The sequence below is a fragment of the Novosphingobium sp. genome, from assembly GCF_965228995.1.
Taxonomy (GTDB): Bacteria; Pseudomonadota; Alphaproteobacteria; order Sphingomonadales; family Sphingomonadaceae; genus Novosphingobium.
Genome location: NZ_OZ245852.1, coordinates 3580305 through 3606008, shown reverse-complemented (window position 1 = coordinate 3606008; position 25704 = coordinate 3580305). Strand labels below are relative to the sequence as shown.

General features: G+C 67.6%; 22 protein-coding genes. All 22 read left to right on the top strand.

The window, feature by feature from the left end:
- Window positions 1–19 precede the first annotated feature (19 nt).
- The 22 genes from ccmA to ACO056_RS16420 all read left to right on the top strand — a co-directional run bounded on the left by ccmA (window position 20) and on the right by ACO056_RS16420 (window position 25639).
- Complete coding sequence (ccmA, locus tag ACO056_RS16525) at window positions 20–595, top strand: heme ABC exporter ATP-binding protein CcmA (protein WP_421848691.1); 576 nt, start codon at window positions 20–22, stop codon at window positions 593–595.
- Window positions 592–1251 carry a heme exporter protein CcmB gene (ccmB, locus tag ACO056_RS16520; RefSeq protein ID WP_421848689.1) on the top strand — a complete coding sequence of 220 codons (660 nt, stop codon included), beginning with the start codon at window positions 592–594 and terminating at the stop codon, window positions 1249–1251. The genes ccmA and ccmB overlap by 4 nt, the downstream gene beginning before the upstream one ends.
- A 182-nt stretch (window positions 1252–1433) precedes the next feature.
- Complete coding sequence (locus tag ACO056_RS16515; protein WP_421848687.1) at window positions 1434–2441, top strand: cysteine synthase A; 1008 nt, start codon at window positions 1434–1436, stop codon at window positions 2439–2441.
- A gap of 38 nt (window positions 2442–2479) precedes the next feature.
- The gene (locus tag ACO056_RS16510) at window positions 2480–2887 is read left to right on the top strand and encodes a hypothetical protein (RefSeq protein WP_421848685.1); all 408 of its coding nucleotides are present in this window, start codon (window positions 2480–2482) and stop codon (window positions 2885–2887) included.
- Between the two features lie 170 nt (window positions 2888–3057).
- Window positions 3058–3576, top strand: a complete 519-nt coding sequence (locus tag ACO056_RS16505; RefSeq protein WP_421848683.1) for a hypothetical protein — start codon at window positions 3058–3060, stop codon at window positions 3574–3576.
- A 351-nt stretch (window positions 3577–3927) separates the two neighbouring features.
- The gene (locus ACO056_RS16500; RefSeq protein ID WP_421848681.1) at window positions 3928–4428 is read left to right on the top strand and encodes a division/cell wall cluster transcriptional repressor MraZ; all 501 of its coding nucleotides are present in this window, start codon (window positions 3928–3930) and stop codon (window positions 4426–4428) included.
- Window positions 4425–5375 carry a 16S rRNA (cytosine(1402)-N(4))-methyltransferase RsmH gene (gene rsmH / locus ACO056_RS16495; RefSeq protein ID WP_421848679.1) on the top strand — a complete coding sequence of 317 codons (951 nt, stop codon included), beginning with the start codon at window positions 4425–4427 and terminating at the stop codon, window positions 5373–5375. The genes ACO056_RS16500 and rsmH overlap by 4 nt, the downstream gene beginning before the upstream one ends.
- Window positions 5372–6154: a hypothetical protein gene (locus tag ACO056_RS16490; protein WP_421848677.1), complete on the top strand. Its 783-nt coding sequence runs from the start codon at window positions 5372–5374 to the stop codon at window positions 6152–6154. Before rsmH ends, ACO056_RS16490 begins: the two co-directional genes overlap by 4 nt.
- The gene (locus ACO056_RS16485; protein WP_421848675.1) at window positions 6151–7896 is read left to right on the top strand and encodes a peptidoglycan D,D-transpeptidase FtsI family protein; all 1746 of its coding nucleotides are present in this window, start codon (window positions 6151–6153) and stop codon (window positions 7894–7896) included. Before ACO056_RS16490 ends, ACO056_RS16485 begins: the two co-directional genes overlap by 4 nt.
- A complete protein-coding gene (locus ACO056_RS16480) occupies window positions 7893–9362 on the top strand; it encodes a UDP-N-acetylmuramoyl-L-alanyl-D-glutamate--2,6-diaminopimelate ligase (protein WP_421848673.1) in 1470 nt (489 codons plus the stop codon). Before ACO056_RS16485 ends, ACO056_RS16480 begins: the two co-directional genes overlap by 4 nt.
- Window positions 9359–10891: a UDP-N-acetylmuramoyl-tripeptide--D-alanyl-D-alanine ligase gene (locus ACO056_RS16475; protein WP_421848671.1), complete on the top strand. Its 1533-nt coding sequence runs from the start codon at window positions 9359–9361 to the stop codon at window positions 10889–10891. Before ACO056_RS16480 ends, ACO056_RS16475 begins: the two co-directional genes overlap by 4 nt.
- Window positions 10892–11956, top strand: a complete 1065-nt coding sequence (gene mraY, locus ACO056_RS16470) for a phospho-N-acetylmuramoyl-pentapeptide-transferase (RefSeq protein ID WP_421848669.1) — start codon at window positions 10892–10894, stop codon at window positions 11954–11956.
- Between the two features lie 19 nt (window positions 11957–11975).
- Complete coding sequence (gene murD, locus ACO056_RS16465; RefSeq protein ID WP_421855551.1) at window positions 11976–13298, top strand: UDP-N-acetylmuramoyl-L-alanine--D-glutamate ligase; 1323 nt, start codon at window positions 11976–11978, stop codon at window positions 13296–13298.
- Window positions 13295–14527, top strand: a complete 1233-nt coding sequence (locus ACO056_RS16460; RefSeq protein WP_421848667.1) for an FtsW/RodA/SpoVE family cell cycle protein — start codon at window positions 13295–13297, stop codon at window positions 14525–14527. The genes murD and ACO056_RS16460 overlap by 4 nt, the downstream gene beginning before the upstream one ends.
- Before the next feature lie 8 nt (window positions 14528–14535).
- Complete coding sequence (gene murG / locus ACO056_RS16455; protein ID WP_421855548.1) at window positions 14536–15717, top strand: undecaprenyldiphospho-muramoylpentapeptide beta-N-acetylglucosaminyltransferase; 1182 nt, start codon at window positions 14536–14538, stop codon at window positions 15715–15717.
- 184 nt (window positions 15718–15901) lie between these two features.
- On the top strand, window positions 15902–17314 hold the full coding sequence (gene murC, locus ACO056_RS16450; protein WP_421848665.1) for a UDP-N-acetylmuramate--L-alanine ligase: 1413 nt from the start codon (window positions 15902–15904) through the stop codon (window positions 17312–17314).
- A gap of 2 nt (window positions 17315–17316) precedes the next feature.
- Window positions 17317–18285, top strand: a complete 969-nt coding sequence (gene murB / locus ACO056_RS16445; RefSeq protein ID WP_421848663.1) for a UDP-N-acetylmuramate dehydrogenase — start codon at window positions 17317–17319, stop codon at window positions 18283–18285.
- Window positions 18282–19226, top strand: a complete 945-nt coding sequence (locus ACO056_RS16440; protein WP_421848661.1) for a D-alanine--D-alanine ligase — start codon at window positions 18282–18284, stop codon at window positions 19224–19226. Before murB ends, ACO056_RS16440 begins: the two co-directional genes overlap by 4 nt.
- Before the next feature lie 3 nt (window positions 19227–19229).
- Window positions 19230–20243, top strand: a complete 1014-nt coding sequence (locus tag ACO056_RS16435) for a cell division protein FtsQ/DivIB (RefSeq protein WP_421848659.1) — start codon at window positions 19230–19232, stop codon at window positions 20241–20243.
- 10 nt (window positions 20244–20253) lie between these two features.
- Window positions 20254–21537 (top strand): cell division protein FtsA, encoded by a 1284-nt coding sequence (gene ftsA, locus ACO056_RS16430; RefSeq protein WP_421848657.1) that lies wholly within the window; start codon window positions 20254–20256, stop codon window positions 21535–21537.
- A 142-nt stretch (window positions 21538–21679) separates the two neighbouring features.
- Window positions 21680–23152: a cell division protein FtsZ gene (gene ftsZ / locus ACO056_RS16425; RefSeq protein WP_421848655.1), complete on the top strand. Its 1473-nt coding sequence runs from the start codon at window positions 21680–21682 to the stop codon at window positions 23150–23152.
- A gap of 135 nt (window positions 23153–23287) precedes the next feature.
- Window positions 23288–25639 (top strand): SPOR domain-containing protein, encoded by a 2352-nt coding sequence (locus ACO056_RS16420; protein ID WP_421848653.1) that lies wholly within the window; start codon window positions 23288–23290, stop codon window positions 25637–25639.
- The last annotated feature ends 65 nt before the right edge of the window (window positions 25640–25704 follow it).

The following is a 25704-nucleotide window of genomic DNA, read 5'->3' as shown; positions in this document are numbered from 1 at the left end:
TCCCCTATCGGCAGAGACGATGCAACCGTGCCGTCTCGCTGCCTATGATATTGCCTGCCGGCGCGGCGACCGGCTGCTGTTCAAGGGCGTGGGCTTCGAACTCACCGGCGGGGAGGCGCTGCACCTTGCCGGGCCCAATGGTATCGGCAAGTCCAGCCTTATGCGCATCCTCGCGGGGCTGCTGCGTGCCTATAACGGGCACGTCGAACACGAGGGTGCGCTCGCGCTTTCGGATGAACGGCCCGCGCTCGATCCGCATCAGCCGCTGGGTGAGGCGCTGGCGTTCTGGCGGCGGGTTGACCAGGCGGGTGAGGCGCGCGCGGACTTTGGCCTTGAAGACCTGCTCGATGTGCCGGTGCGCTACCTTTCCACCGGCCAGCGCAAGCGCGCGGCGCTGGCGCGGCTCGCGGCGAGCGGCGCACGGATCTGGCTGCTCGATGAGCCCCTGAACGGGCTCGACACGCATTGGGGCGCCAGCGCGCAGGCCGCGATCGAAGCGCACCGGGCGCTGGGCGGGATCGCCGTGATCGCCTCGCACCAGCCGCTGCAATTGCAGAAGCTGCGCACGCTATCGCTGCTGGAGTACCTGCCGTGAGCGCGCTCTGGACGATCTTCCGCCGCGATCTGACGCTGCTGCTGTTCGGCGCGCCGGGGCGGGGCGGGGCGCTGCTGCCGCTGCTGTTCTTCCTCGCGGTCGCCATGCTCTATCCCTTCGCGGTGGGGCCCGATGCCAAGCTGCTGGCGCGCACCGGCGCAGGCGTGATCTGGGTGGCGGCGCTGCTTGCCGCAATCCTCCCGCTCGACCGGCTGGTGGAGCCCGATCTCGAGGCGGGCTTCTTCGACCAGTGGGCGCTGCGCGGAATTGCCGAGGAAGGCGTGCTCCTGCTGCGCATTTTGGCCCACTGGCTGAGCTTCGGCGTGCCGCTGATGCTGGCAGCGCCGCTTTCGGCGGGGCTGCTCAATCTCGATGGCGCGCAGCTGTGGACGGTGGAGGTCGGCCTGCTGCTCGGCACCCCGGGCCTCGCTGCCATCGGCGTGACCATCGCAGCGCTGACGGCGGGCCTGCGCGCAGGCGCCGCGCTGGGCGGGCTGCTCGCCATTCCGCTGGCGGTGCCGCTGCTGATCTTCGGTGCCGGCTCGCTCCAGCCGGGCGGGGAGGGCGGCCTGCTGCTGCTGGCGGCCTCCAGCCTCGCTGCTTTGGCGATTGCGCCGTTTGCAGCGGCGGGGGCCATTCGCGCCGGGCGGGAGTAGCGAAGGGGTTTCGCGCCTCGCCGCAGGCTTTCATTCTGGTAGCAGGACGTCGGAGAGAGCGCGGCTGCGCCGCATGGTCAAGAACTCCGCGCCTCTGCGCCTCTGCGCGAAACAATCACGCTTCCGCCCCTGAAAGCGCAATTGCGTTGCGGCCAGCGCAGCGGGGCATTACCTCCCGCAGCATGACAAACACCGCGCCGCCACCCGCAATCGTAACGGATACGCTTTCGCTCATCGGCAACACGCCGCTCGTCCTGCTCAAGGGGCCGAGCGAGGCCGCGGGCTGCGAGATTTACGGCAAGTGTGAGTTCGCCAATCCCGGTGCTTCGGTGAAAGACCGCGCCGCGCTGTGGATCGTGCGCGATGCGGAAGGCCGCGGTGCGCTGAAGCCCGGTGGCACAATCGTGGAAGGCACGGCAGGCAACACCGGCATCGGCCTCGCGCTCGTCGCCAACGCGCTGGGCTACAAGTCGGTCATCGTGATGCCCGAAACCCAATCGCGCGAGAAGATGGACACGCTGCGCGCGCTGCGTGCAGAGCTCGTGCTTGTCCCCGCTGCGCCGTTTTCCAATCCGGGCCACTTCGTCCACACTTCGCGCCGCATCGCCGAGGAGACTGAAGGCGCCGTCTGGGCCAACCAGTTCGACAATATCGCCAACCGCCGTGCCCACATCGAAAGCACCGCGCCGGAAATCTGGGCACAGATGGAAGGCCGCGTCGATGGCTTCATCTGCGCAGCGGGCACCGGCGGGACGATCGCGGGGGTCGGCTTCGGCCTCAAGGCCTTCGATGAAAACGTCACCATCGGCCTCGCCGATCCGCACGGCGCTGCGCTTTACAACTATTACGCGCATGGCGAATTGAAGTCTGAAGGCTCCTCGGTCGCGGAAGGGATCGGGCAGGGGCGCATCACCGCCAACCTCGAAGGCGCGCCGATCGATACGCAGTTCCGCATTTCGGACGAGGAAGGCCTTGAATGGGTGCGCCGCCTCCTCGCCGAGGAAGGGCTGTGCCTTGGCCTTTCGAGCGGGATCAACGTCGCGGGCGCGGTCGCGCTGGGCAAGCAGCTCGGCCCCGGCAAGCGCGTGGCGACGATCCTGTGCGATACGGGTTTCCGCTACCTCTCCTCGCTTTACAACCCGGAGTGGCTGCGCGCGAAGGGGCTGCCGGTGTTCCCCTGGCTGGGTTGATCTTTCCCTCGCTGGCATAAGCGGCTAGAAACGCGCGGATGGCATTCTTCGGCCTCATTCCTGATCGCAGCCCGGCGCCAGAACCTGTGCCGACCGCTGGCGAATCCGCGGCGGAAACCGCGCGCCTTGCCGCGCTGCAGCCCGCCTATCCTGGCCCGCGCGAACTGCGCGCGCAGGCGGTGCATCGGCTCCAGATCGGGCTGTTCGGGCTTGCCGGCATGCTGCTGATCGTCAGCCTCGCCAACGTGATCATGGACCGCGCCAAGCAAGTCGAACGCACCACGTCCGGCACGCCCGCCGCCGCTGCCGCGAGCCCGAGCCCGAGCCCCAGCGCCGCCAATGATCCGCTGGTCGATATGGGCGTCGCGCCCGAACTGCCGGTTAACGGCGGGGGCGCAGGCGGCGCCAAGCCTGCACGTCAGGCGCCGCGTCCCAACGGCAACTGAGCTTTATTCGCAAGATTCTGATCCTGGCGATTGGCGCGCTGGCGGCCTGCAGCAAGCCGTCTCCGCCGCCGCCGCTAGGCCTCTTCACCAGCCTGCCGATCCTGTGGAGCGAGGCGGACGGTGTTTCCGCCCAGCTTGCCGCGCCAGCAAAGCCGCACTGGGCGCGTCCGGTGCTGGAGGAAGGCCGGCGCCTCGTCCCGCTCGATACGCTGCTTGCGCCCGGGCCGCTCGCCGATCTGCTGATCGCGCAGCCGCGTCCGCTGGAGCCAGCTGAAAACGTCGCGCTCGATGGCTGGGTGCGGAGCGGCGGGCACCTGCTGCTGTTCGCGGATCCTTTGCTGACGTTCGACAGCCGCTTTGCCCTGGGCGATCCGCGTCGCCCGGCGGGGACCGTGCTGCTCGGCCCGATCCTCGCGCATTGGGGCCTTGTGCTGCGTGAGAAGGCCGAAGCCGGGGAAAGCGCGGGAACGCCGTTTCCCGTCCAATCCCCGGGCGAACTGCTCCCCCTCGCGGGAGCGCCGCAGGAATGCCGGATCGAGGAAGCCGGGCTCATCGCGGATTGCCGGATCGGCAAGGGTTCCGCGCTGATCGTGGCCGATGCGGCGCTGTTCGACTCCGCTGACGGCCCTGACTCGGCAACGCGCGCGCGGGCCTTGCGCCTGCTGCTGCGGCGGGCCTTCGCGCGCTGACTGGCGCAGCACGGGAAGCCGCGGGAAACGGCTGCGGGAAATCACGGGAACGAGCAGAGCCACCCCGGGCAGGGTGTGGGCGAATCCCGGAATCTGGCGGAAATGCGTGATTTCGTCCGGGGTGCTCCGATGCAGCCTAAGCCTATGTGATTGCCCCGAGCAGAGATTCATCCACTGGAATCAACGTCTGGACGCAATTTCCCGCATTTTCCCCTTTTCGCCCGGACCCTCCCGCGTTAAGACAATACCCCATCAGGACGGACTCCATGACGCATCCGCGGGGGATGAGTCGGCCACGCGGGTGTGCGCGGCCGGGTTGGGAGGCTTTCGTCCGTTGCGGGGAAGCGGCACTTGGCTGGGGCGCAGTCGCAGTATTGGGGGCAGGGCTTTTCGCCGCGCGGCGAGAAGAACCGTTTTGTCCTCCCTGCGGACTTCCGCCAGACGGTCAAGGAAGCTTCACGCGGCAACCGCATCCTCTGCCTCGACAAGCACGCCAAGCATCCCTGCCTCGTCGGCTTTGGCGAATCCCGCGCGGACAGCTTTGCCGAGATGCTCGCGCATGAGGAACGCGTCGCGATCGAGCGCGGCGAACCTTTCGATATCGACGTCCGCGCCGCGCAGATCGCCGGCTTTGCCAGGATCAGCTTCGATGATTCCGGCCGTTTCGTGCTGCCCGAATATCTCGGCGAGCAGGCCGATATTGGCGATGCGCTCTATTTCCACGGCGGCATGCACCAGATCACGATCTGGGCGCCCGATGCGCTGTTTGCGATGGGCCCCGAGTGGGACTCGGTCAAATCCGCCTGCCGCGCCCGTATGGCCGAGTTCTCGGCCAAGGCAGCCCGCAAATGAGCGGCGCGCCCCATATCCCCGTGCTCCTCGATGAGGTGATTGCCGCGCTGAACCCCGCAGTCGGCAGCATGATCGTGGACGCCACCTTCGGCGCAGGCGGATACACCCGCCGCCTGCTCGGTGCCGGTGCCACCGTCCATGCCTTCGATCGCGACCCCGATGCGATTGCGGCCGGGCGGGCCTGGGGGGAAGTTTCAGAAATGCCGCCCCGGCTCGTGCTCCACCCGCGCCGCTTTTCGGAACTTGCCGAAGGGTTGGCCGAAGCGGGGGTGGCATCGGTGCAGGGCGTGGTGTTCGATATCGGCGTCAGTTCGATGCAGCTCGATCAGGCCGCGCGCGGGTTTGCTTTCTCGAGCGATGGCCCGCTCGACATGCGCATGTCGCAGTCCGGTGAAAGTGCTGCCGATTTCCTCAACGGTGCGAGCGAGGAAGCGATTGCCGATGTGCTCTATCAGTACGGCGAGGAGCGCCAGTCGCGCCGCATCGCGCGCGCCGTGGTCGCAGCCCGTCCGCTGACGAGCACCGGGCAGTTTGCCAATGTCGTGCGCAAGGCGCTCGGCTACCGGCCCGGCGCGCCCAAGGATCCTGCCACGCGCAGCTTTCAGGCGGTGCGCATTCACGTGAACGGCGAACTGGATGAACTCCACGCCGGTCTTGCCGCTGCCGAACGCGTGCTGGCGCCCGGCGGCCGCCTCGCCGTGGTCAGCTTCCACAGCCTTGAAGACCGGATCGTCAAGCAGTTCCTGCGCGAAGGCGCGGGCGCGGTGCCGGCGGGTTCGCGCCACCTCCCCATCAACGCACCCGCCGCTGCGCCTGTCTTTGAAAAGCCCTCTGCCGCGATCCGCCCCGGCGCGGAAGAGCAGGCGCGCAACCCCCGCGCGCGCTCTGCCACCTTGCGCTGGGCCGTGCGCACCGCCGCGCCTGCAAGGGGAGCATTGGCAGCATGATGGTCAGCGCCAACCGCTTCCGTTCGATCGGCTGGATCGCGCTGCTGCTCGTCTGCGCTGCGATCGTCATGGTGCTCGCCTTCCGCGTCAACGCGCTGCGCAGCCAGGTGCACCGCACCGAGCAGCAGATCGTCGCGCTGCGCAAGGAGAAGCTCTACCTCGAGACCGAGGTGGAGACCCGCGCGAACCAGCAGCAGCTCAAGCTCTGGAACGATGTCGAGTTCGGCTATGTTGCGCCCACCGCGGGCCAGTACCTTTCGAACGAACGCCAGCTTGCCGCCTTCGCCAAGCCCGACGGCCCCGATTCGCCGACCCCGATCCGCGTAGCGAGCGCGGACGATGCCGTCGCGGCTGAAGCGGCGTTTCCCTCGGTGATTTCCGACATTGCCGGTGCGGCCGATATCGCGGCGCCGGTGACCACCGCGGATGACGACGACAAGGCCGCCGCCAAGCCCGCCGATGCTGCCGATCGTGCCAGCGCCACGGCCAACCTCGGCGCGCGCCTCGCAATGGTTGCCCCGCTCAAGAAGGATGGCAAGGACAAGGCTGGCAAGGCTAAGGCCGACAAGTCCGGCAAGGCCAAGGACGGCAAGGCCGGCCTCGCCAAGTCCGGCAAGTCTGCCAGGGACGATGCCGCGCATCCCGGCAAGGGCGCCAGGCTCGCGGCAGGCAAGACGCAGGCAAAGCCCGGCAAGTCCGCCGGGGCCAAGGCTGAAAAGTCCGCCAAATCCGCGAAGCCTGCCAAGCCGGCGCATGGGGGGAGCAAGTCCGCCCCGTGAATTCGCTGACCGCCTCTGCCGCCATCGCCACCGGCCGGGTCCAGCTCGCCAACGTGCGCCAGAACGCGCTTGTCACCGCACGCGTGCGCGCGCTGTGGATCATGCTGCTGTTCGTGTTTCTGACGCTGACGGCCTGCGTGCGCATCGCCCAGCTCGGCCTGTTCGAGCAGACGCCCGAGCGCACCTCGCTGGCCGAAGCTCTGCTGCCTTCGCGCGGGGAAATCACCGATCGCAACGGCGTGGCGCTGGCCCGCGCCTTTGCCTCCTACTCGCTGTGGTTCAATCCCAAGGCGCTGGGTGAGCGCGGCGCGCCGCTGGTCAAGACGCCCGAGGAAGTCGCCCGCGCACTTGTCGGCATTTTTCCGGATGCCGACTACGCGGATCTCGTCGCGCGGCTCAAGGCTGGCAAGTCCTGCTACTTGCGCCGCCGGGTATTGCCGGAAGATGCCAACAAAGTCTTCGCGCTTGGCGAACCCGCGCTTGAATTCCCGCGTGAGGAGCAGCGCTTCTATCCGCAAGGCTCGCTCGCCGCCCATGTGCTCGGCTATGTCGATGAGGCCGGCAAGGGCCATGTCGGCATGGAACAGGTGCTGGAGCCGCGCCTGCTCGATCCCGCCTATCGCGGCACCCCCACCGCGCTCTCGATCGATGCGCGGGCGCAAGGCGCGCTGGAAGACGAGCTTGGCCGCGGCATGCTGGAAACCAACGCCAAGGGTGCGGCCGGGGTGATCCTCGATGCCGATAGCGGCGAAGTGGTTGCGCTTGCCTCGCTGCCCTCGTTCAATCCCAATCGTTCGGATCTTGCCTACAACGATCTCGTGTTCAACCGCGTGTCGAACCAGGTTTACGAGCTTGGTTCCACCTTCAAGCCGATCACAATCGCCTCGGCCATCGATGCCGGCGTCGTGACCGACATGGCCGAGCGGTATCCGTCGGTTCCGTTCAAGATGGGCAGCTTCACCATTCACGACAGCCACAACTTCGGCGCATCGCTCAATGTGCCCGAAGCGCTGATCCACTCTTCGAACATCGTTCTGGCGCATGTTGCCGACAAGCTTGGTCCGGTCGCGCTGAAGCGCACGATGGAGCAGCTCGCCATGAACGAGCGCCCGACGATCGAACTGCCCGCGCGCGGTTTCCCGCTGTGGCCCCGCGGCGGCGGCGAAGGCGGCAAGGGCGATTGGGCGCGGCTGACGACGATGACCGTAAGCTACGGCCACGGCATTGCGGTCACGCCGTTGCACCTTGCCGCAGCCTATGCCGCGCTTGTCAACGGCGGGATCTGGCGCCCGGCCACGCTCTACAAGGTCGATCCGGCGCACGTGGCTCCGGGTCGCCGCGTGTTCCAGGCCTCGACCAGCGCGCGCATCCGCCAGCTGCTGCGCATGATCGTGGTCGACGGCACCGGCCGCAAGGCGGATGCGCCCGGCTTCCGCGTTGGTGGCAAGACCGGTTCGGCGGAAAAGCCGGGCGGGGGCGGCTATCGCAAGACCTCGCTGATCGCCACGTTCGCGGCAGCTTTCCCGATGGACAAGCCGCGCTATGTGGTGATCGTGATGCTCGACGAACCCCAGGCCACCCAGCAGACCAGCGGCCAGCGCACGGCGGCGTGGAATGCCGCGCCCATCGTCGGACGGCTGGTGCCGCGCATCGGTCCGATGCTCGGCGTGGTGCCCGATGCACACCATGATGTGGACATTTCCGACCTCAGCCCGCTGGTCGGCTCCGGAGAAGGCGAATGAACCTTGCGGCCCTTGCCGCTGCGGCGGGTATCGCGCTGCCTGAGGGCACTGCTGTGCAAGGCCAGGCGAACGTCACCGGATTTGCCATCGATCACCGAAAAATCGCCCCGGGCACGGTGTTTGGCGCCTTTGTCGGCACGCGGGTGAATGGTGAGGATTTCATTGCAGACGCCGTCAGGGCGGGCGCGATTGCCGTTGTCGCGCGGCCCGAAGCCCGGGTGGAAGGCGCGGTCCATATCGCCGATTCCGCGCCGCGCCGGGCCTTTGCGCGCCTTGCCGCGCCGTTCTTCGCGCCGGTCCCTGAAACGCTCGTCGCCGTCACTGGCACCAATGGCAAGACCTCGACTGTCGAGATGACTCGCCAGCTCTGGCGCATGGCGGGATTCCGCGCCGCCTCGATCGGCACGCTCGGCGTGACCACGGCGGACGAAAGCGTTTCCACCGGGCTCACCACGCCCGATATCGTGACGTTCCTCGCCAATCTCGCCGGCCTCGCGCGCGAAGGGGTGAGCCATGTCGCCTACGAAGCCTCGAGCCATGGGCTCGACCAGTTCCGCAATGAGGGCCCTCGGGTCGCAGCCGGCGCCTTCACCAACCTCAGCCGCGATCACCTCGATTACCACGGCACGATGGATGCCTATTTCGCGGCCAAGATGCGCCTGTTCGGAGATGTCGTAGCCGAAGACGGCACGGCCGTGATCTGGGCGGACGATGCCTGGTCCGCGCAAGCGATTGCGGCGGCCAAGGCGCGCGGATTGAAGCTCATCACGGTGGGCGAACAGGGCGAGACGCTGAAGCTCCTTGCCCGCACCCCCACGCAGCTGGGCCAGACGCTGGAGCTCGCTTTCGAGGGCACCACCCGCAAGCTCGATCTGCCGCTCATCGGTGCCTATCAGGCGGCCAATGCGCTGGTCTCGGCAGGGCTCGTCATCGCGACGGGCGGCGATCCGGTGGCCACGCTGGCCGCGCTTTCGCGCATTCAGCCGGTGCGCGGGCGGCTCGAGCGCGCGTCGATCACGCGGCAAGGCGCGCCGGTCTATGTCGATTACGCGCACACGCCCGATGCGATCACCGCCGCCATTGCCGCGCTGCGCCCGCATGTCGGCAAGCAGGGGCGGCTGATCACCGTGTTCGGCGCGGGCGGGGACCGCGACGAAGGCAAGCGCCCCGAAATGGGCCGCGCCGCCTGTGCCGGTTCGGACGTGGTCATCGTCACCGACGATAACCCGCGCGGCGAGGATCCCGCGCTGATCCGCGCCGCCGTGATGGGCGGCTGCGACGCGCGGGCCCGCGAGGTGCCCGGCCGCCGCGAAGCCATCGCCGCCGCCATTGCCGCAGCGGGGGCAGGCGATATCGTGCTTGTGGCCGGCAAGGGCCACGAGCAAGGCCAGATCGTGGGACGCGGCGAGGCATCACGCGTCCTTCCCTTCGATGACGTGCAAGTGGCGCGGGAGTGCAGCCAATGAATGCCATGAGTGCCCTCCTGCAATGGCCGGCCGAGCCGAGCGATGCCATCGGCCTCGCGCTGTGGACGGCGGATGAAATCGCCGCGGCGACCGGCGGCAATGCCTCCGGCACGTTTGAAGTTTCGGGCTGCGCGACCGATAGCCGCGAAGTCCAGCCGGGCGACTTGTTCATCGCGCTCAAGGGCGCCGAAAGCGATGGTCACCGCTTCCTCGAAGGCGCTTTCGCGCGCGGGGCTGCCGCGGCGCTGGTTGAATACCCCGTGCCCTATCCGCATGTGCTGGTCGAAAGCACCACGCAGGCGCTCGTCGATCTCGGCCACGCCGCCCGCGCGCGGGTCGATGCGATGGACGCGGTGGTCATCGGTGTGACCGGCTCGGCGGGCAAGACCGGCGTCAAGGAAGCGCTGTTTGCCGCGCTCGATCGCGGCAGCCGGGGCCGTGCGCATCGCTCGGTCAAGAGCTACAACAACCACGTCGGCGTGCCGCTCAGCCTCGCGCGGATGCCCGCGCGCAGCCGCTTCGGCGTGTTCGAGATGGGGATGAACCACGCTGGCGAGCTTGCGGCGCTGACCCGGCTGGTGCGCCCGCACGTGGCCATCGTCACCACCATCGCGCCCGCGCATATCGGCCACTTCTCGGGCGAGGAAGCCATAGCCGAGGCCAAGGCGGAAATCTTCGAAGGGCTCGAAGCTGGCGGCACTGCGATCATCCCGGCAGACAGTCCGCACTTTGCGCAGCTGCGGGAAGCCGCGGCGCGCCATGCAGGCGAAGTCGTCAGCTTCGGACGCGGGGCGCATGCCGATGCGCGCCTGCTTGATGCGGTGCCCGCGCCGGGAGGCGGCACGCTCGTGACGGCTGCGTTCTCCGGCCCGCTGGGTGCGCGCAAGCTGTGCTACACGATTGCCCAGCCGGGCGCCCACTGGGTGGACAATTCGCTCGCTGTCATGGCCGCGGTTGCCGCCGCCGGGGGCGATCTCGGTGCGGCGGGGCTTGCGCTGGCGGAGATGGAAGGGCTGGCCGGGCGCGGCGCGCGCCATGTGATCCCTGCGCCGGGCGGCGATGGCTCGGGCAAGGCCCTGCTCATCGACGAGAGCTACAACGCCAACCCCGCCTCGATGCGCGCGACCATTGCCTCGCTCGGTGAAGTGCCCGCGCGCCGCCGGATTGCCGTGCTCGGCGCGATGAAGGAACTGGGTGATGCGTCAGGCGACTACCACGCCGGCCTTGCGCAGCCGCTGATCGCCGCGGGCGTCGAACGGATCATTCTGGTTGGCCCCGAAATGGCCGTTCTTGTCGCCGAACTGGGCAGGGCACTGGGGAAAAACGCAGACCCCGCGCTTGCCGCGCGAATCGAACTCGACCATGCCGGAAGCGCTGCAGAAGCGGCGGAATGCCTGGCTGCGGACGCACCGCAGGGCGGCGACGCCATTCTGGTGAAGGGGTCGAATTCGGTCGGGCTCGCAACACTTGTGCGCGCGCTCACTGCAAAGGCCAAAACGGGCGGGGCCAAGACGGCCGGGGAAAACTGAATGCTCTATGTTCTGGCGCATTGGCTGCATTTCGAGGGCATCGCCAATCTGATCCGCTATCAGTCGTTCCGTTCGGGCGCGGCACTGATGACCGCGCTGATCATCGGCCTCATCATCGGCCCGCGCTTCATCAACATGCTGCGCGTGCGCCAGGGCAAGGGCCAGCCGATCCGCGCCGATGGCCCGCAATCGCACCTCGCCAAGCGTGGCACGCCGACGATGGGCGGGCTGATGATCGTGATCAGCCTCGCGATCTCGCTGCTGCTGTGGATGGACCTCACCAGCAAGTTCGTGTGGGCCTGCCTCGTCGTTACGCTGGGCTTCGGGCTGATCGGCTTTCTTGACGACTACGCCAAGGTCACCAAGTACGCCCATGCCGGGCTTTCCGCGCGCATTCGCCTGCTGGCCGAATTTGCCGTCGCAGGCATCGCGCTCGCGCTCGTGGTGACGGACACCAACCTCTACCTCCCCGTGTTCAGCAATCTCTACGTGCCGATGGGTCCGACCTACTACCTGTTCGCCGCCTTCGTCATCGTCGGCGCGGGCAATGCGGTGAACCTGACTGATGGGCTCGACGGACTGGCCACGATGCCGGTGATCATTGCGGCGGGCACTTTCGCGATAATCGCCTATCTCGCGGGCCGCGTCGACTATGCGCACTACCTCGGCATCCAGCACGTGCCGCGCGCGGGTGAGCTTTCGATCTTCTGCGGCGCGGTGATGGGCGCGGGCCTTGCTTTCCTGTGGTTCAATGCGCCGCCCGCTGCGGTGTTCATGGGTGATACCGGCAGCCTCGCGCTCGGCGGTACGCTGGGCGTCATCGCGGTTTCGATCCACCATGAGATCGTGCTCGGGATCGTCGGCGGCCTTTTCGTGATGGAGGCGGTTTCGGTCATCGTGCAGGTCTTCGTCTACAAGCGAACCGGCAAGCGCGTGTTCCGCATGGCGCCGATCCACCACCATTTCGAGCAATTGGGCTGGAAGGAATCGACCGTCGTGATCCGCTTCTGGATCGTCTCGATCGTGCTCGCGCTGCTCGGTCTCGCCACGCTGAAGGTACGGTAAGCGTGCCGTGGCAAAGCCCATGATCGTCTCCCCCGCCTTTGCCGGCAAACGCTACGCAGTCCTCGGCCTTGCGCGGTCGGGGCTTGCGAGCGTCGATACGCTGCTGGCAAGCGGGGCCGAAGTTACCGCGTGGGACGGTCGCGAGGACGCGCGCGCCGCTGTCGAAGGGCGCGCCACTATCGCCGATCCGCTGGCGATCGATCTCACCGGGTTCGACGGCATGGTCGTCTCCCCCGGCGTACCCCTGAATCGTCACCCCATCGCTGCCCATGCCCGCAGCTTCGGTGTTCCGATCATCGGCGATATCGAGCTTTTCGCGCAGGCCCGCGCCAGCCTGCCGCCGCACAAGGTCGTCGCGATCACCGGCACCAACGGCAAATCGACCACTACTTCGCTCGTCCACCATATCGTCAAGGAAGCGGGCATGCCGACAGTTATGGGCGGCAATATCGGCCTGCCCATCCTCGGCCAGCCGCCGCTGCCTGAAGGCGGGGTCTACGTGCTCGAACTGTCGAGCTACCAGATCGACCTGACGTATAGCCTGCATGCCGATCTCGCCGCCTTCATCAACCTCAGCCCCGATCACCTTGACCGCTACGATGGCTATGAAGGCTACGGCGCGTCCAAGGCGCGGCTGTTCCAGATGCAGCAGGCGGGCCAGTTCGCGGTGTTCGGCTGCGGCGATGACGATACCCGGCGCATCGCTGCCGAGATCGCGGCGCACCGCCCCGAAGGCGATATCGAAGTGGTCGATCCTTCCGCGCTGACGGGTCAGGCCGAGTGGCCCTCGCTGCAAGGTCCGCACAATCTCCAGAACGCAGCAATTGCGGTTGCGATTGCCAAGCGCCTCGGCATTGGCGAACCCGTCTGGCGCGCCGCGCTTGGGAGCTTCGTCGGCCTCCCCCACCGCATGGAGCGCGTGGCGGAGGCGAACGGCATTCTCTTCATCAACGACAGCAAGGCGACCAATCCCGCTTCCACTGCGCCAGCGCTCGGCGCATGGCCGCGCGTCCACTGGATCCTCGGCGGCCTGCCCAAGGGCGACGACCTTGATGCCTGCGCCCCCTATTTCAGCCATGTCGTGCAGGCCTACACGATCGGTGAGGCCGGCCCCCGCTTTGCCGATATCCTCGAGCCCGTCATGCCGGTCCAGCGCAGCGAAATGCTGTGCGACGCGGTGCGTCAGGCAATGGACGCGGCTGAGCCCGGCGATGTCATCATGCTCTCCCCGGCCTGCGCGAGCTTTGACCAGTTCCGCGATTTCGAGGCGCGGGGTGACAGCTTCCGCCAGATCGTCACCGCGCTGATCGCCGAACAGGGCGCCGGGAGTTCACAGGCATGAACGCGCACCAGCCCACCCGGCAGGTCGCCACCCCGCTGCCCGGCGGCGGTGTGCGGATCGCGCCGCGCACCAATCGCTATCGCCGCACGCGCCGCAGCGAGCTCGTGATCTGGTGGCGCGAGATCGACCGCGTGCTGCTCGCGCTCGTGCTCATGCTTGTCACGGTAGGCACGGTGGCGGTCGCGGCCTCGTCTCCGGCCAGCGCCCACCGGCTCTCGACACCGGGCAAGACGCTGGGTGATCTCTACTTCTTCTGGCTGCACTTGCGCTGGCTCACCGTCGGGCTTTTCGCGATGTTCGTCGCCTCGCTCCTGCCCAAGGAAACCACCCGCCGCCTCGCCATTCTGCTGGCGGCGACCATGCTGGTTGCGCTCGTCTTCGTGCCGATCCTTGGCAGCGAAGTGAAGGGCGCCAAGCGCTGGCTGTGGATCGGTTTCAGCCTGCAGCCTTCCGAATTTCTCAAGCCCGGCTTTGCCGTTGCGGTCGCGTGGATCCTCTCGTGGCGTGTGCGCGATCCCAATATTCCGGTGATCGGGATCACCATCGGCCTCATGATACTGATTGCCGCGCTGCTGATGGCGCAGCCAGATTTCGGCTCCACCGTGCTGTTCGCTGGTGTGTGGTTCGTTCTCGTGCTGCTTTCCGGACTTGATCTCACCAAGATCGGCTGGACTGCCGGCGGCGCCGTCGTCTCGGTCCTGCTGGCCTATTTCTTCTACCCCAACGCGACGCACCGCATCGACGCGTTCCTTTCGGGCGGCAGCGAGTTCGATCAGGTGGACCTCGCCATGCGCACGCTGGTCAGCGGCGGTTGGAGCGGGGCGGGGCTCTGGCTCGGCAGCCGCAAGATGGCGCTGCCCGAGGCGCATACCGACTACATCTTCTCGGTCATCGGCGAAGAGTTCGGCCTGATTGCCTGCGCGCTGATCGTGGTGCTTTATTGCGCCATCGTCATCCGCGTAATGATGCGCCTGGCGGATGAGGAAGACCTGTTCACCGTGCTCGCCGCCGCCGGGCTCACCGCGCAGCTGGCGGGGCAGGCCTTCATCAACATCCTCGTCAACCTCCAGCTTTTCCCCTCAAAGGGCATGACGCTGCCGCTCATCAGTTACGGCGGTTCCTCGACCATTGCGCTGCTGCTCGGCGTCGGGTTCCTCCTCGCCATCACGCGGCGCAATCCCTATCTTTCGCGCGAGACGATGGACCTGAGGGAGCTCGTGCGCACATGACGAATCACATCCCCGGCGTGTCGCGCCATTTCGTTCTGGCGGCGGGCGGCACCGGCGGGCACCTCCTGCCCGCTTTCGCGCTGGCGACCGAGCTGGAGCGGCGCGGGCATCATGTCGCGTTGGTGACGGACGAGCGCGGCGCGAAGATCCCCGGCAAGCCTTCATTCCTGCCCGCGCACGTGCTGCCGGCCGGCCGCCTCGGCAAGAATCCGATTGCGCTCGCCAAGGGCCTCGCCGCGATCTGGCGCGGCCGGGCGATGGCGCTGCGCCTGTTCGAAAGCTTCCAGCCGTCCTGCGTCGTCGGCTTCGGCGGCTATCCGGCGCTCCCCGCGCTGCTGGCCGCGCGCGCGGCGAACATCCCCACGGTGATCCACGAACAGAACGCCGTCCTCGGCCGGGTAAACCGCCTGCTGGCAAAGCGCGTCGATGCCATCGCCACGGCCTACATGGAAGTCGAGCGGCTCGATCCCAAGCTCTGGGCCAAGGTCCACCGCGTCGGCAATCCGGTCCGCGCGGAAGTCCTTGCGCTGCGCGGCGAACCGTTCCCGCCCTTCTCGGAAGACAGCCTGTTCCGCGTGCTGGTGACCGGCGGCAGCCAGGGCGCCACGATCCTCTCCGAAGTCGTGCCCGATGGCCTTGCCATGCTCCCGCCGGCGCTGCGCCACCGCCTGCAGGTGACGCAGCAGTGCCGGCCCGAGGATATCGAGGCCGTTCGCGCGCGCTATGCCGGGCACCAGATCCCCGCCGAGCTCGGCACCTATTTCGAGGACATGGCCACCCGCCTCGCCGATACGCACTTGTTCATCGGCCGCTCCGGCGCCTCGACCATTGCGGAGCTGACTGCAGTCGGCCGCCCGGCGATCCTCGTGCCGCTCCCCATCGCGACCGACGATCATCAGGCCGTCAACGCGCGCGAGATGGTGAAGGCGGGCGGCGCCCGCGCGATCCGCCAGTCGGGCTTCACCCCCAAGGAACTCGCCAAGCAGATCCAGACCATGGCGCTCGATCCGACCTCGCTCGCCAATGCCGCCCACGCCGCTTGGAACTGCGGCTTGCCCAATGCGGTCAAGGACCTTGCCGACCTTGTCGAAAGCTTCGGCGGCGTGCCGCTGATGGACGTGATCCGCATGGAAGGCGCCGCGCAAACGGCCAGCACCCAGCAGGCGCTTGCCCGGGAGACCGCGGAATGAGCCGCGACGTCCTTGGTCCTCCCCATTTTTGCGAAGCGCAAATGGGGAGGTGGCAGCCCGCAGGGCTGACGGAGGGGTTTTCCCTCGCCGCCGATACCCCTCCGACCCGCCTGCGGCGGGCCACCTCCCCATTTGCGTCTGCGACGAAAATGGGGAGGACCATGTCTGCCTGCGGAGCATGTGCATGAAAGGCGTCGGCACCGAGATCGGGACGATCCACTTCGTCGGCATCGGCGGCATCGGCATGTCTGGCATTGCCGAAGTCATGCACAACATGGGCTATAGCGTGCAAGGCTCCGACATGGCGGAAAGCTATGTTGTTGATGGCCTGCGTGCGCGGGGCATTCCGGTGATGATCGGCCAGCGCGCGGAGAACGTTGCGGGCGCAGCGGTTGTCGTCACCTCCACCGCGGTGAAGCGCGACAATCCCGAAGTCGTTGCTGCACTGGAGGGCCGCATCCCCGTGGTGCGCCGCGCCGAGATGCTGGCCGAACTGATGCGCCTGAAAAACACCGTTGCGGTGGCGGGCACGCATGGCAAGACGACCACCACATCGATGGTCGCCTGCCTCCTCGATGCGGGCGGGATCGATCCCACCGTGATCAACGGCGGCATCATCAATTCGTACGGCTCGAACGCCCGGCTGGGTGACAGCGACTGGATGGTGGTCGAGGCCGACGAGAGCGACGGCTCGTTCCTGCGGCTCGATGGCACGCTGGCGGTCGTCACCAACATCGATCCCGAGCATCTCGATCACTACGGCTCGTTCGAGCGGGTGAAGGACAGCTTCGTCGAATTCATCGAGAACGTGCCGTTCTACGGCGCGGCGATCCTGTGCATCGATCATCCCGAAGTGCAGGCGATCATCCCCAAGGTGCGCGATCGCCGCGTGGTGACCTACGGTTTCTCCGCGCAGGCCGACGTGCGCGGAGAGGCGGTCACGCCAATCCCTGGCGGCAACCGCTTCACCGCGGTGCTGCGCCAGCGCGATGGCAGCTTCCGCCGGATCGAGGGCATCGAGCTGCCCATGCCCGGCCGCCACAACGTGCAGAACGCGCTCGCCGCTGTCGCCGTCGCGGTCGAGATGGGCGTTTCGGAAGATCTCGTCCGCACCGGCTTTGCGAAGTTCGGCGGGGTCAAGCGCCGCTTCACCAAGGTTGGCGAAGTGGACGGTACGACGGTGATCGACGACTACGGCCACCACCCGGTCGAAATCCGCGCCGTGCTTGCCGCCGCGCGCGAGGGTGTCACGGGCCGCGTCATCGCGGTCGTCCAGCCGCACCGCTTCACCCGCCTGCGCGATCACATGGAAGACTTCCAGGGCGCCTTCAACGACGCCGATGTGGTCTATGCCGCGCCGGTCTATCCGGCGGGCGAGCAACCGATCGAGGGAGTCGATAGCGCGGCCATGGTCGAAGGCATCAAGGCGCGCGGCCACCGCTCGGCGCACCTGATCGCGGGCGCTGACGCATTGGCCGAGGAACTGGCGGGCGTGGTCCAGCCGGGCGACATGGTCGTGTGCCTCGGCGCGGGCGATATCACCAAGTGGGCGGCAGGCCTTGCCAGCGCGATTGCATCGCAGCGGGGGGCGGTGTGAGCATGCAGGCGCCACCCCCAACCCCCTCCTCTGAAGAGGAGGGGGCTCTCGATCTCCCCCTCCTCTTCAGAGGAGGGGGTTGGGGGGTGGTGGAACACGTGCGTAGAGGCAAACTCACGCCCAACGCCCCGCTCGCCCCGCTGGTCTGGTTCAAGTCCGGCGGCACGGCTGAGTGGCTGTTCGAGCCCAAGGACGCGGCGGACCTGCAGGACTTCCTCGCCGGTCTCGCGCCCGATGTGCCCGTCATGGCGCTCGGTCTCGGCTCCAACCTGATTGTCCGCGATGGCGGGGTTCCTGGCGTTGTCGTTCGCCTCGGCAAGGCGTTCGCCAAGGTCGAGCGCGTGGACGAAATCACGCTCAATTGCGGCGGCGGTGCGAGCGGCATCCTCGTCTCCAGCACCGCGCGCGATCATGGCATCGCGGGCCTCGAATTCCTCCGCTCGATCCCCGGCACCGTCGGCGGCTTCGTGCGCATGAACGGCGGTGCCTATGGCCGCGAGGTCAAGGATATCCTGATCGATTGTGACGCCGTGATGCGCTCGGGCGAGATCGTCACGCTGTCGCTCGCCGATCTCGGCTACACCTACCGCCATTCGGAACTGACCGACGGCAGCATCGTCGTCGCCGCGCGCTTCCGGGGCCATCCGGGTGAACCCGCCGCGATCCAGGCCGAGATGGACCGCATCTCCGCCGCGCGCGAGGCGAGCCAGCCGCTACGCAGCAAGACCGGCGGCAGCACCTTCAAGAACCCTGATGGCCACAAGGCCTGGGAACTCGTCGACAAGGCCGGCTGCCGGGGCCTCACATTGGGCGGCGCGCAGGTCTCCGAAAAGCACACCAATTTCCTCATCAACACGGGCGAGGCGACCAGCACCGAGATCGAAGCGCTGGGCGAGGAAGTCCGGCGGCGGGTGAAGGAACAGTCGGAGATCGAATTGCAGTGGGAAATCCAGCGGGTGGGCAAAGCATGAGCCTGCCCAAACTCCATATCGCCGTCCTGATGGGTGGCTGGTCGAGCGAGCGCCCCGTCAGCCTCATGTCCGGGAACGGCGTCGCCGATGCGCTTGAAGCGAAGGGCCACCGCGTCACCCGCATCGATATGGGCCGCGACGTTGCGCAGCGCCTTGCCGAAGCCGCGCCCGATGTCGTGTTCAACGCGCTCCACGGCACGCCTGGGGAAGACGGCACCGTGCAGGGCCTGATGGACCTGATGGGCCTGACCTATACGCACTCCGGCCTCGCCACCTCGGTCATCGCCATCGACAAGCAGCTGACCAAGCAGGCGCTGGTGCCGCACGGCATCCCCATGCCTGGCGGGCGCATGGTGAAGAGCGAGGAGCTATACACCCGCGATCCCCTGCCGCGCCCTTATGTCGTGAAGCCGGTCAACGAAGGTTCTTCGGTCGGCGTCGCCATCGTGACCGCGGGCGGCAATTATGGCGATCCGATCAGCCGTGACAGCATCGGCCCGTGGAACGAATTCGACGAGCTCCTCGCCGAACCGTTCATCCGCGGGCGCGAACTCACCACCGCGGTGCTGGTCGATAAGGCGCTCCTCGTCACCGAACTTCGCCCCAAGTCCGGCTTCTACGATTTCGACGCCAAGTATACCGACGGCATGACCGACCATATCTGCCCCGCCGAAATCCCGGACGAGATTGCGGAGGCCTGCAAGGACATTGCGCTCCGTGCCCACCAGCTGCTCGGCTGCAAGGGCACCAGCCGCAGCGATTTCCGCTGGGATGACGAGCAGGGTGTCGAAGGGCTGTTCCTGCTCGAGGTCAACACCCAGCCGGGCATGACCCCGCTCAGCCTCGTGCCCGAACAGGCGCGCGCGCTGGGTATGGATTATGGCGATCTGGTCGAGGCGATTGTCGCCGATGCGCTCGCGCATGCGAAGAAGGAGGCCTGAGGCATGGCGCAGACCATTCGTCGGGGCGGCAAGGCGGTGCGGCGCGCCGCAGCAGCCAGCGGGACCAAGCGCAAGGTGACCGCCGCGCGCCGCCAGACCGGTTCGGTGATCGACCAGATCATGCAGTGGATGCCGTTCAGCGAGGAAACGCTGCACCGTATCCTGATGTTCATGATCCTTGGCGGCGCGGTGGTGCTTGCCTGGGTTGTCGCCAGCATGGCGGGCGTGCCCCAGCTGGCCGAAGCCGAGATGGCGATGATCTCTGCCAAGTCCGGTTTCGAGGTCAAGCGCGTTGAAGTGCGCGGCGTCAACCGCATGAACGAACTCAAGATCTACGAGAAAGTGCTCGGCCAGCGCGATCAGGCAATGCCCCGGCTCGATATTGCGGCTTTGCGCGATGAACTGCTCCAGCTTTCATGGGTGAAGGACGCCCGCGTCTCGCGCCAGCTGCCCGATACGCTGGTGGTCGATGTGATCGAGCGCAGCCCCAATGCCGTGCTGCGCCGTGACGGCAAGCTGACTCTGATCGACGAGACCGGCCACCCGCTCGAGGATGTGAACCCGGCCAAAGCCAAGGGCTTGCTCGTGCTTTCGGGCAACGGCGCGGAAGACCGCGTGCCCGATCTCGTCCACTTGCTCGATACCGCGCCCGCGCTGCGTCCGCAGGTTGCCGAAGCCGAATGGATCGGCAATCGCCGCTGGAACCTGACGTTCAAGACGCGGCAGGTCCTCGCGCTGCCCGAGGGCGAGACCGAATCGGCGAGCGCGCTGCTTACGTTCGCCCGCATGGACGGCGTGGACCGCCTGCTCGGCGGCAAGGTGGCGAGCTTCGACATGCGCAGCACCGACCGCATCTACATGCGCGTTCCGGGCCGCGCCGATGCCGCTGCCGCTGCCGTCCGCGCCGAAGCCAGCGCCAAGGCCGAAGCTGCCACTGCCAGGACAGAGGCCGCGCGCGCTGCTGTTGCCTCCGCTGCGCCTGCAAAGGCACCCGGCAGCAAGACCGCACAGGATTGATTATCCGGCCATGGCAGCCCCGCGCATCACCAAGGTCTTTGCGGCCGTCAATCTCGGCTCGTTCCGTGTCTCGGCGATCATCGCCGGGCTGACCGAGGCAGGCGAGATGGTCGTCATGGGCTCGGGCCACCGCCAGTCGCAGGGGATCAAGCGCGGCTACGTGACCGACATGGTCGCCGCCACCCATTCGGTACGCGATGCGATCGAGCGCGCCGAGAAGATGGCCAACGCCAGCGTCCAGAGCGTGTGGATCGGCTGCTCCGGCGCGGGGCTCGCCAGCACCACCGCCAAAGTCGAGGTCGAGATCGGCGGGCGGCGGATCGAGAGCGACGATATCGATCACCTGCTGATCGCCGGGCGTGAGGTGATCCAGCCCGATGGCCGCACAGTGCTCCACGCCCAGCCCGCGCATTACACGCTCGACGGGGCGGACGGCGTGCCCAATCCCAAGGGCCTCCATGCCGAACGCCTCGCGGTCGATATCCATGTCATGCTGGCGGACGGTGCGCCGGTCCGCAATCTCAAGGAAACGGTCGAGAACGCGCATTTGCGGGTTGAGGCCGTGGTCGGCTCGCCCATCGCGGCGGGGCATGCCTGCCTCTCCACCGAGGAACGCGAACTGGGCGTCGCGCTGATCGAATTCGGCGCCGAAGTCACCACTGTCTCGGTCTATGCTGGCGGCATGCTGCTTGGCATGCAGGCCATCGCGTTCGGTTCGGGCGATATCACCGATGCCATCGCCTCCGCGTTCGGCATTCGCCGCTATCAGGCCGAGCGCCTGAAGTGCATGGCCGGTTCGGCCCTCGCGAGCCCCGCCGATCACCGCGAGATGGTGCCGGTGAGCGCGCCCGGCGATCCCGAGCAGGGCGCACCCGTTGCGCGCCACGCCGATGACAAGAACCGCATCCCGCGCGCAGAGCTTGTCTCGGTGATTACCCAGCAGCTTGGCGTGTTCACCGACGAAGTGGGCCGCGCGCTCAAGGCGCTCGGTTTCAATGGCAAGCGCGGCCAGCAGGTCGTGCTCACGGGTGGCGGCGCGCAGCTTCCGGGCCTTGCCGATTATGCGCAGGCGGCTCTTGGCCGTCCGGTGCGGATCGGCTCGCCGCCGACGATGCTGGGCCTGCCGCCGGGCCACGCGACGCCCAGTTCGTCCACGCTTGTGGGCCTCATGCTCTATGCTGCGGCCGATCCGGTTGACATCCGCAAGATTGGCCCGACCTGGGGGCCCACGCAGTCTTACAGCGGGCTTGGCCTCATCCAGCGCATCTGGCGCGCGATGAAGGACTATTTCTGATGGTGGAAGGCCGTTCAAACCCTCCTACTTGTGGAAAAACCTGTCGAAGCTTTGATTCGGTGAAACAATCCGTGCCAAAGCAATTATTACGATTTTCGGGGCTCCGTTTCCGGCCCCCCGCAGACCCGCACGGGAGAGCGCTATGAGCATCAACATCGGACCGCCGGCCATCGACGAACTGCGGCCGCGCATCACCGTCATCGGCGTGGGCGGGGCGGGCGGCAACGCCATCGCCAACATGATCAACGCGAAGATCGAAGGCGTCGATTTCGTCGTCGTCAATACCGACGCGCAGGCGCTCAACAATTCTATCGCCGATAACCGCATCCAGCTCGGGCCTGACATGACGCAGGGCCTCGGCGCTGGTGCCCGTCCCGAAGTTGGCCGCGCTGCTGCGGAAGAAACGATCGAAGACATCGAGCGCGCGCTGGAAGGCGTGCACATGTGCTTCATTGCCGCAGGCATGGGCGGCGGCACGGGCACTGGCGCCGCGCCTGTCATCGCAGAGGCCGCGCGCCGCAAGGGCGTGCTCACCGTGGGCGTTGTGACGAAGCCGTTCCTGTTTGAAGGCACGCGCCGCATGCGCGCCGCAGAAAGCGGCATTGCCGAGCTGCAGAAGCATGTCGATACGCTGATCGTCATCCCGAACCAGAACTTGTTCCTCGTCGCCAAGGCGGAGACCACGTTCAAGGAAGCGTTCCAGCTGGCCGACGAAGTGCTCCAGCAGGGCGTGCGCTCGATCACCGATCTCATGGTCATGCCGGGCCTTATCAACCTCGATTTCGCCGACGTGCGCTCGGTCATGGGTGAGATGGGCAAGGCGATGATGGGCACCGGCGAGGGCGAAGGCCCGAACCGTGCGCTCGAAGCTGCGGAACGCGCGATCGCCAACCCGCTGCTCGATGGCGTCTCGATGCAGGGCGCCAAGGGCGTCATCATCTCGATCATCGGCGGCGATGACATGAAGCTGCTTGAGGTGGACGAGGCCGCGAACCACATCCGCGAACTGGTCGATCCCAACGCGAACATCATCTGGGGTTCGGCATTCAACCCGAACCTCGATGGCAAGATCCGCGTCTCGGTGGTCGCCACCGGGATCGAGCAGAGCGCAGAAATGGCCGAATCCGCTGCCCGCCCGGCAACGACCGGCGGCATGCGCGGTCCGGCGTTCCCCGGTGGCATGGGCCGCACCGCTGCGCCCGAGCCGGCACCTGCTCCCGCGCCCATCGCGGCAGAGCCGCAGCCTTTCGCGCCGCCGCCCGGCTATGTCGCGCCCGAACCGGTTGCTGCCGAGCCGGAAGCCGCTGCCCCCGCTGAAGAACCGCTCGATCTGACGCTCGACCTGTCCGACGCGCAGGAAGCCGCAGCGCCTGCTGCCGAACCGGGTGAGCTCGAGCTTGGCCTGGGTGATGCGGAGCCGATCCCGCCGCGCTTCGGCCGCGCCCAGCCTGATCCTTCGGCCGAAGCGCCGCGCAGCGCGCCGGGGAGCACCTTGTTCGAACGGATGGCCAATCTCTCGCGCGGCGGTGGCCGTGTGGGTGAGGAAGATGCCGAACCAGAGGATGGCAGCGCGCTTAACATTCCGCGCTTCCTCGGCCGTCAGAACAACCAGTAAAACGGCACGGCCCGGCGCAAGGGTTTTGGCAAGGGGGTGCATGCCGGTTAGGCGCACCCCCTGCCTTCCCACTCCGCCAGGATTGCCGTCGGCTCAGCTTTGCGTGTCCCCCCAAGCCGCGATAAGGTCGGCCCCATGATCCGCCGTCTCCTCCGCTCCGGGCTCCCGCACCGCCTATCGATTGCCCGCTTCGGGCTCGTCGCGGCTACGGCGCTCGCGGTTGCCCAACCCGCCATTGCGGCGCAGCGGACGGGGCCGGTCGATGATGACGCGGTTGAACCGGTCACCACCACGTCGATCCCCGTCGTCCAGTCGACGGTTCCGAGCCCGACTCGCCTGCTCAATGCCGCGCTCGCCCGTCTCGCGCGCGATCCCCGCGATGTCAGCGCTCTGCTCGATGCCGGTGGTGCGGCGCTCGATCTGGGCGATAACGATGCGGCCATCGGATTTCTCACCCGCGCCGAACAAGTCGCGCCCGGCACCGCCGGCGTCCGCGCGCGGATGGGCATCGCGATGCTGCGCTCGAACCAGCCGTTCGAGGCGATCCACTGGTTCGATCTTGCCGAGCAGGCCGGTTTCAACCGTGTCGAGATCGCCACGGATCGCGGCCTTGCCTACGATCTCATCGGCGATAATGCCGCCGCGCAGCGCCAGTACCAGCTCGCGCTCACCGCCGGCCAGAATGACGAGGCGAGCCGCCGCTACGCGCTGAGCCTGGTGATCGCCGGTGACCGGCGCGGCGCCGAACAAGTCATCCAACCCCTGCTCGAACGCAGCGACCGCGGGGCGTGGCGGGTGCGCGCTTTCATCATGGCGATTGCCGGGCAGAGCGACGAGGCCGAAGGCATTGCCAAGGCGACGATGCCGGCCGATCTTGCCACCGCGATCTCGCCTTATTTGCGCTACATGCCGCGCCTCACCCCGGCGCAGCAGGCCGCTGCCGCCAACCTCGGACGCTTCCCGCGCGCCGCCGATATCGGGCGCGATGATCCGCAGATCGTGCAATATGCGCTGGCCCATCCGCGCGCGCCGCGCGTCGATGCCGCGCTTGTCCCGCAGGGTGAAGCGCTGGGCGCACGCGGCCGCGACGATCGCTCGAAGCGCCGCCGCCCCGGCAAGGAAGACCGCCGGGAAACTGCCGTCGCTGCAGCGGCTCCGGCGCCCGCTCCCGCAGCGCCTGCCGTCAGCGCGCCCTGGGGCCTCCCGCCTGGCACCCGCACCGCCGCCGCTGCGCCGCAGCCGGCGCCGCCCACGCCGCAGTTCCAGACCTTGCTGGAGCAGGCGCCCGCGCCGACTCCGCCGCCAGCTGCGGCGCAAGCGCGTCCTACTGTCCTGTCCAAACTCGATGTGCCGCCCGGCACGCCGCTGAGCCCGCCGCCGGCGCCGCAGCCGCGCGTTGTTACTCCGGGACCCGTACCTGTGCCGACGCCGCCGCAGCCAATCGCCCCGCCGCCGGTGCCGAAGCCCGCCGTCACCACTCCGGCACCCGCACCGGTGCAGGTGGCAACCGCGACGCCGACCGCGCCCGTGCCAGTCTCGGCGCCCACTACTGCTGGACCGCAGCTCGCGCTCGTCTCGCCCCCGCCGTCATCGGTGCCTGCGGCCCAGACGCCGGTCACACCAACGCCCATACCGTCCGCGCCAGTCCCACCGCCTGCGCCCGCGCCGACTCCGGCTCCTGCCGCAACGCCTCCTGCGCCAACACCGCCGCCCGCACCGGCTGATTTCCGCAGCGCGTTCGATGGTTTCAAGCCGCCCGCACAGGAAACCGCGGCCACGACTGAAGCAGTCGATCTCGCGCGGATCGAGGCGCTGCGCGAATCGGCAGCGAAGGCCGCGGCTGCCAAAGCCAAGGACCGCAGCGCGAAGGATCGCAGCGCCAAGGATCGCGGGGAGCGCCCCGACGGCCCGACCGCCGTCTCGCGCACGAGTGATCAGGAAGCGGCCGAACCCGCCGTGACCCGCAGCGGCAGGGAAAAGGCGGCCGAGAAGGACATCAAGGGCAAGAAGGATAAGCTCGCGCTCGATACCGACTGCCTCGACGCTTCCGCCAAGGGCAAGGCCGGCAAGGGCAAAGGCAAGGCCGCGCCGGCAAGAGGCAAGGCCGCCGCGAAATCTGGCACGAAATCCGCGAAGGGCAAGGCCGCTGCCGAAGCCCAGTGCCCGCCCGAAAACGGCAAGGCAGCCAAGGCCAAGGCGAAGGCGGAGCTCGCGCATGCCAGCCGCATCTGGGTCCAGGTGCTCACCGGCTCGAACCGCGCGGCGATGAGCAAGGAGTGGGATCGCCTTGTCCGCGAAGCCGCCGCGCTCAGGGGACGCAAGCCTTCGATCACCCCGTGGCGCAGCAATTATCGTTTGCTCACAGGGCCTTTCGCCAGCGATGCGGAGGCTCAGGCTTTCGTCGAGAAACTGCGCGGCGAAGGTGTCAGCAGCTACCAGTGGACCAGCCCGGCAGGCCAGGCGGTAGACAGCCTGAGCGTGAAGTAGTTGGCGTGGAGGACCGGCGGCCTCCCACCGCTTCTCCACAGCTTATGAACAGACTAGTCGAGTTT

Coding starts and splice junctions, on each gene's coding strand:
- ccmA (WP_421848691.1), top strand. CDS start 20: ATGCAACCGTGCCGTCTCGCTGCCTATGATATTGCCTGCCGGCGCGGC.
- ACO056_RS16515 (WP_421848687.1), top strand. CDS start 1,434: ATGACAAACACCGCGCCGCCACCCGCAATCGTAACGGATACGCTTTCG.
- ACO056_RS16510 (WP_421848685.1), top strand. CDS start 2,480: ATGGCATTCTTCGGCCTCATTCCTGATCGCAGCCCGGCGCCAGAACCT.
- rsmH (WP_421848679.1), top strand. CDS start 4,425: ATGAGCGGCGCGCCCCATATCCCCGTGCTCCTCGATGAGGTGATTGCC.
- ACO056_RS16490 (WP_421848677.1), top strand. CDS start 5,372: ATGATGGTCAGCGCCAACCGCTTCCGTTCGATCGGCTGGATCGCGCTG.
- ACO056_RS16480 (WP_421848673.1), top strand. CDS start 7,893: ATGAACCTTGCGGCCCTTGCCGCTGCGGCGGGTATCGCGCTGCCTGAG.
- ACO056_RS16475 (WP_421848671.1), top strand. CDS start 9,359: ATGAATGCCATGAGTGCCCTCCTGCAATGGCCGGCCGAGCCGAGCGAT.
- mraY (WP_421848669.1), top strand. CDS start 10,892: ATGCTCTATGTTCTGGCGCATTGGCTGCATTTCGAGGGCATCGCCAAT.
- murD (WP_421855551.1), top strand. CDS start 11,976: ATGATCGTCTCCCCCGCCTTTGCCGGCAAACGCTACGCAGTCCTCGGC.
- ACO056_RS16460 (WP_421848667.1), top strand. CDS start 13,295: ATGAACGCGCACCAGCCCACCCGGCAGGTCGCCACCCCGCTGCCCGGC.
- murC (WP_421848665.1), top strand. CDS start 15,902: ATGAAAGGCGTCGGCACCGAGATCGGGACGATCCACTTCGTCGGCATC.
- murB (WP_421848663.1), top strand. CDS start 17,317: ATGCAGGCGCCACCCCCAACCCCCTCCTCTGAAGAGGAGGGGGCTCTC.
- ACO056_RS16440 (WP_421848661.1), top strand. CDS start 18,282: ATGAGCCTGCCCAAACTCCATATCGCCGTCCTGATGGGTGGCTGGTCG.
- ACO056_RS16435 (WP_421848659.1), top strand. CDS start 19,230: ATGGCGCAGACCATTCGTCGGGGCGGCAAGGCGGTGCGGCGCGCCGCA.
- ftsA (WP_421848657.1), top strand. CDS start 20,254: ATGGCAGCCCCGCGCATCACCAAGGTCTTTGCGGCCGTCAATCTCGGC.
- ftsZ (WP_421848655.1), top strand. CDS start 21,680: ATGAGCATCAACATCGGACCGCCGGCCATCGACGAACTGCGGCCGCGC.
- ACO056_RS16420 (WP_421848653.1), top strand. CDS start 23,288: ATGATCCGCCGTCTCCTCCGCTCCGGGCTCCCGCACCGCCTATCGATT.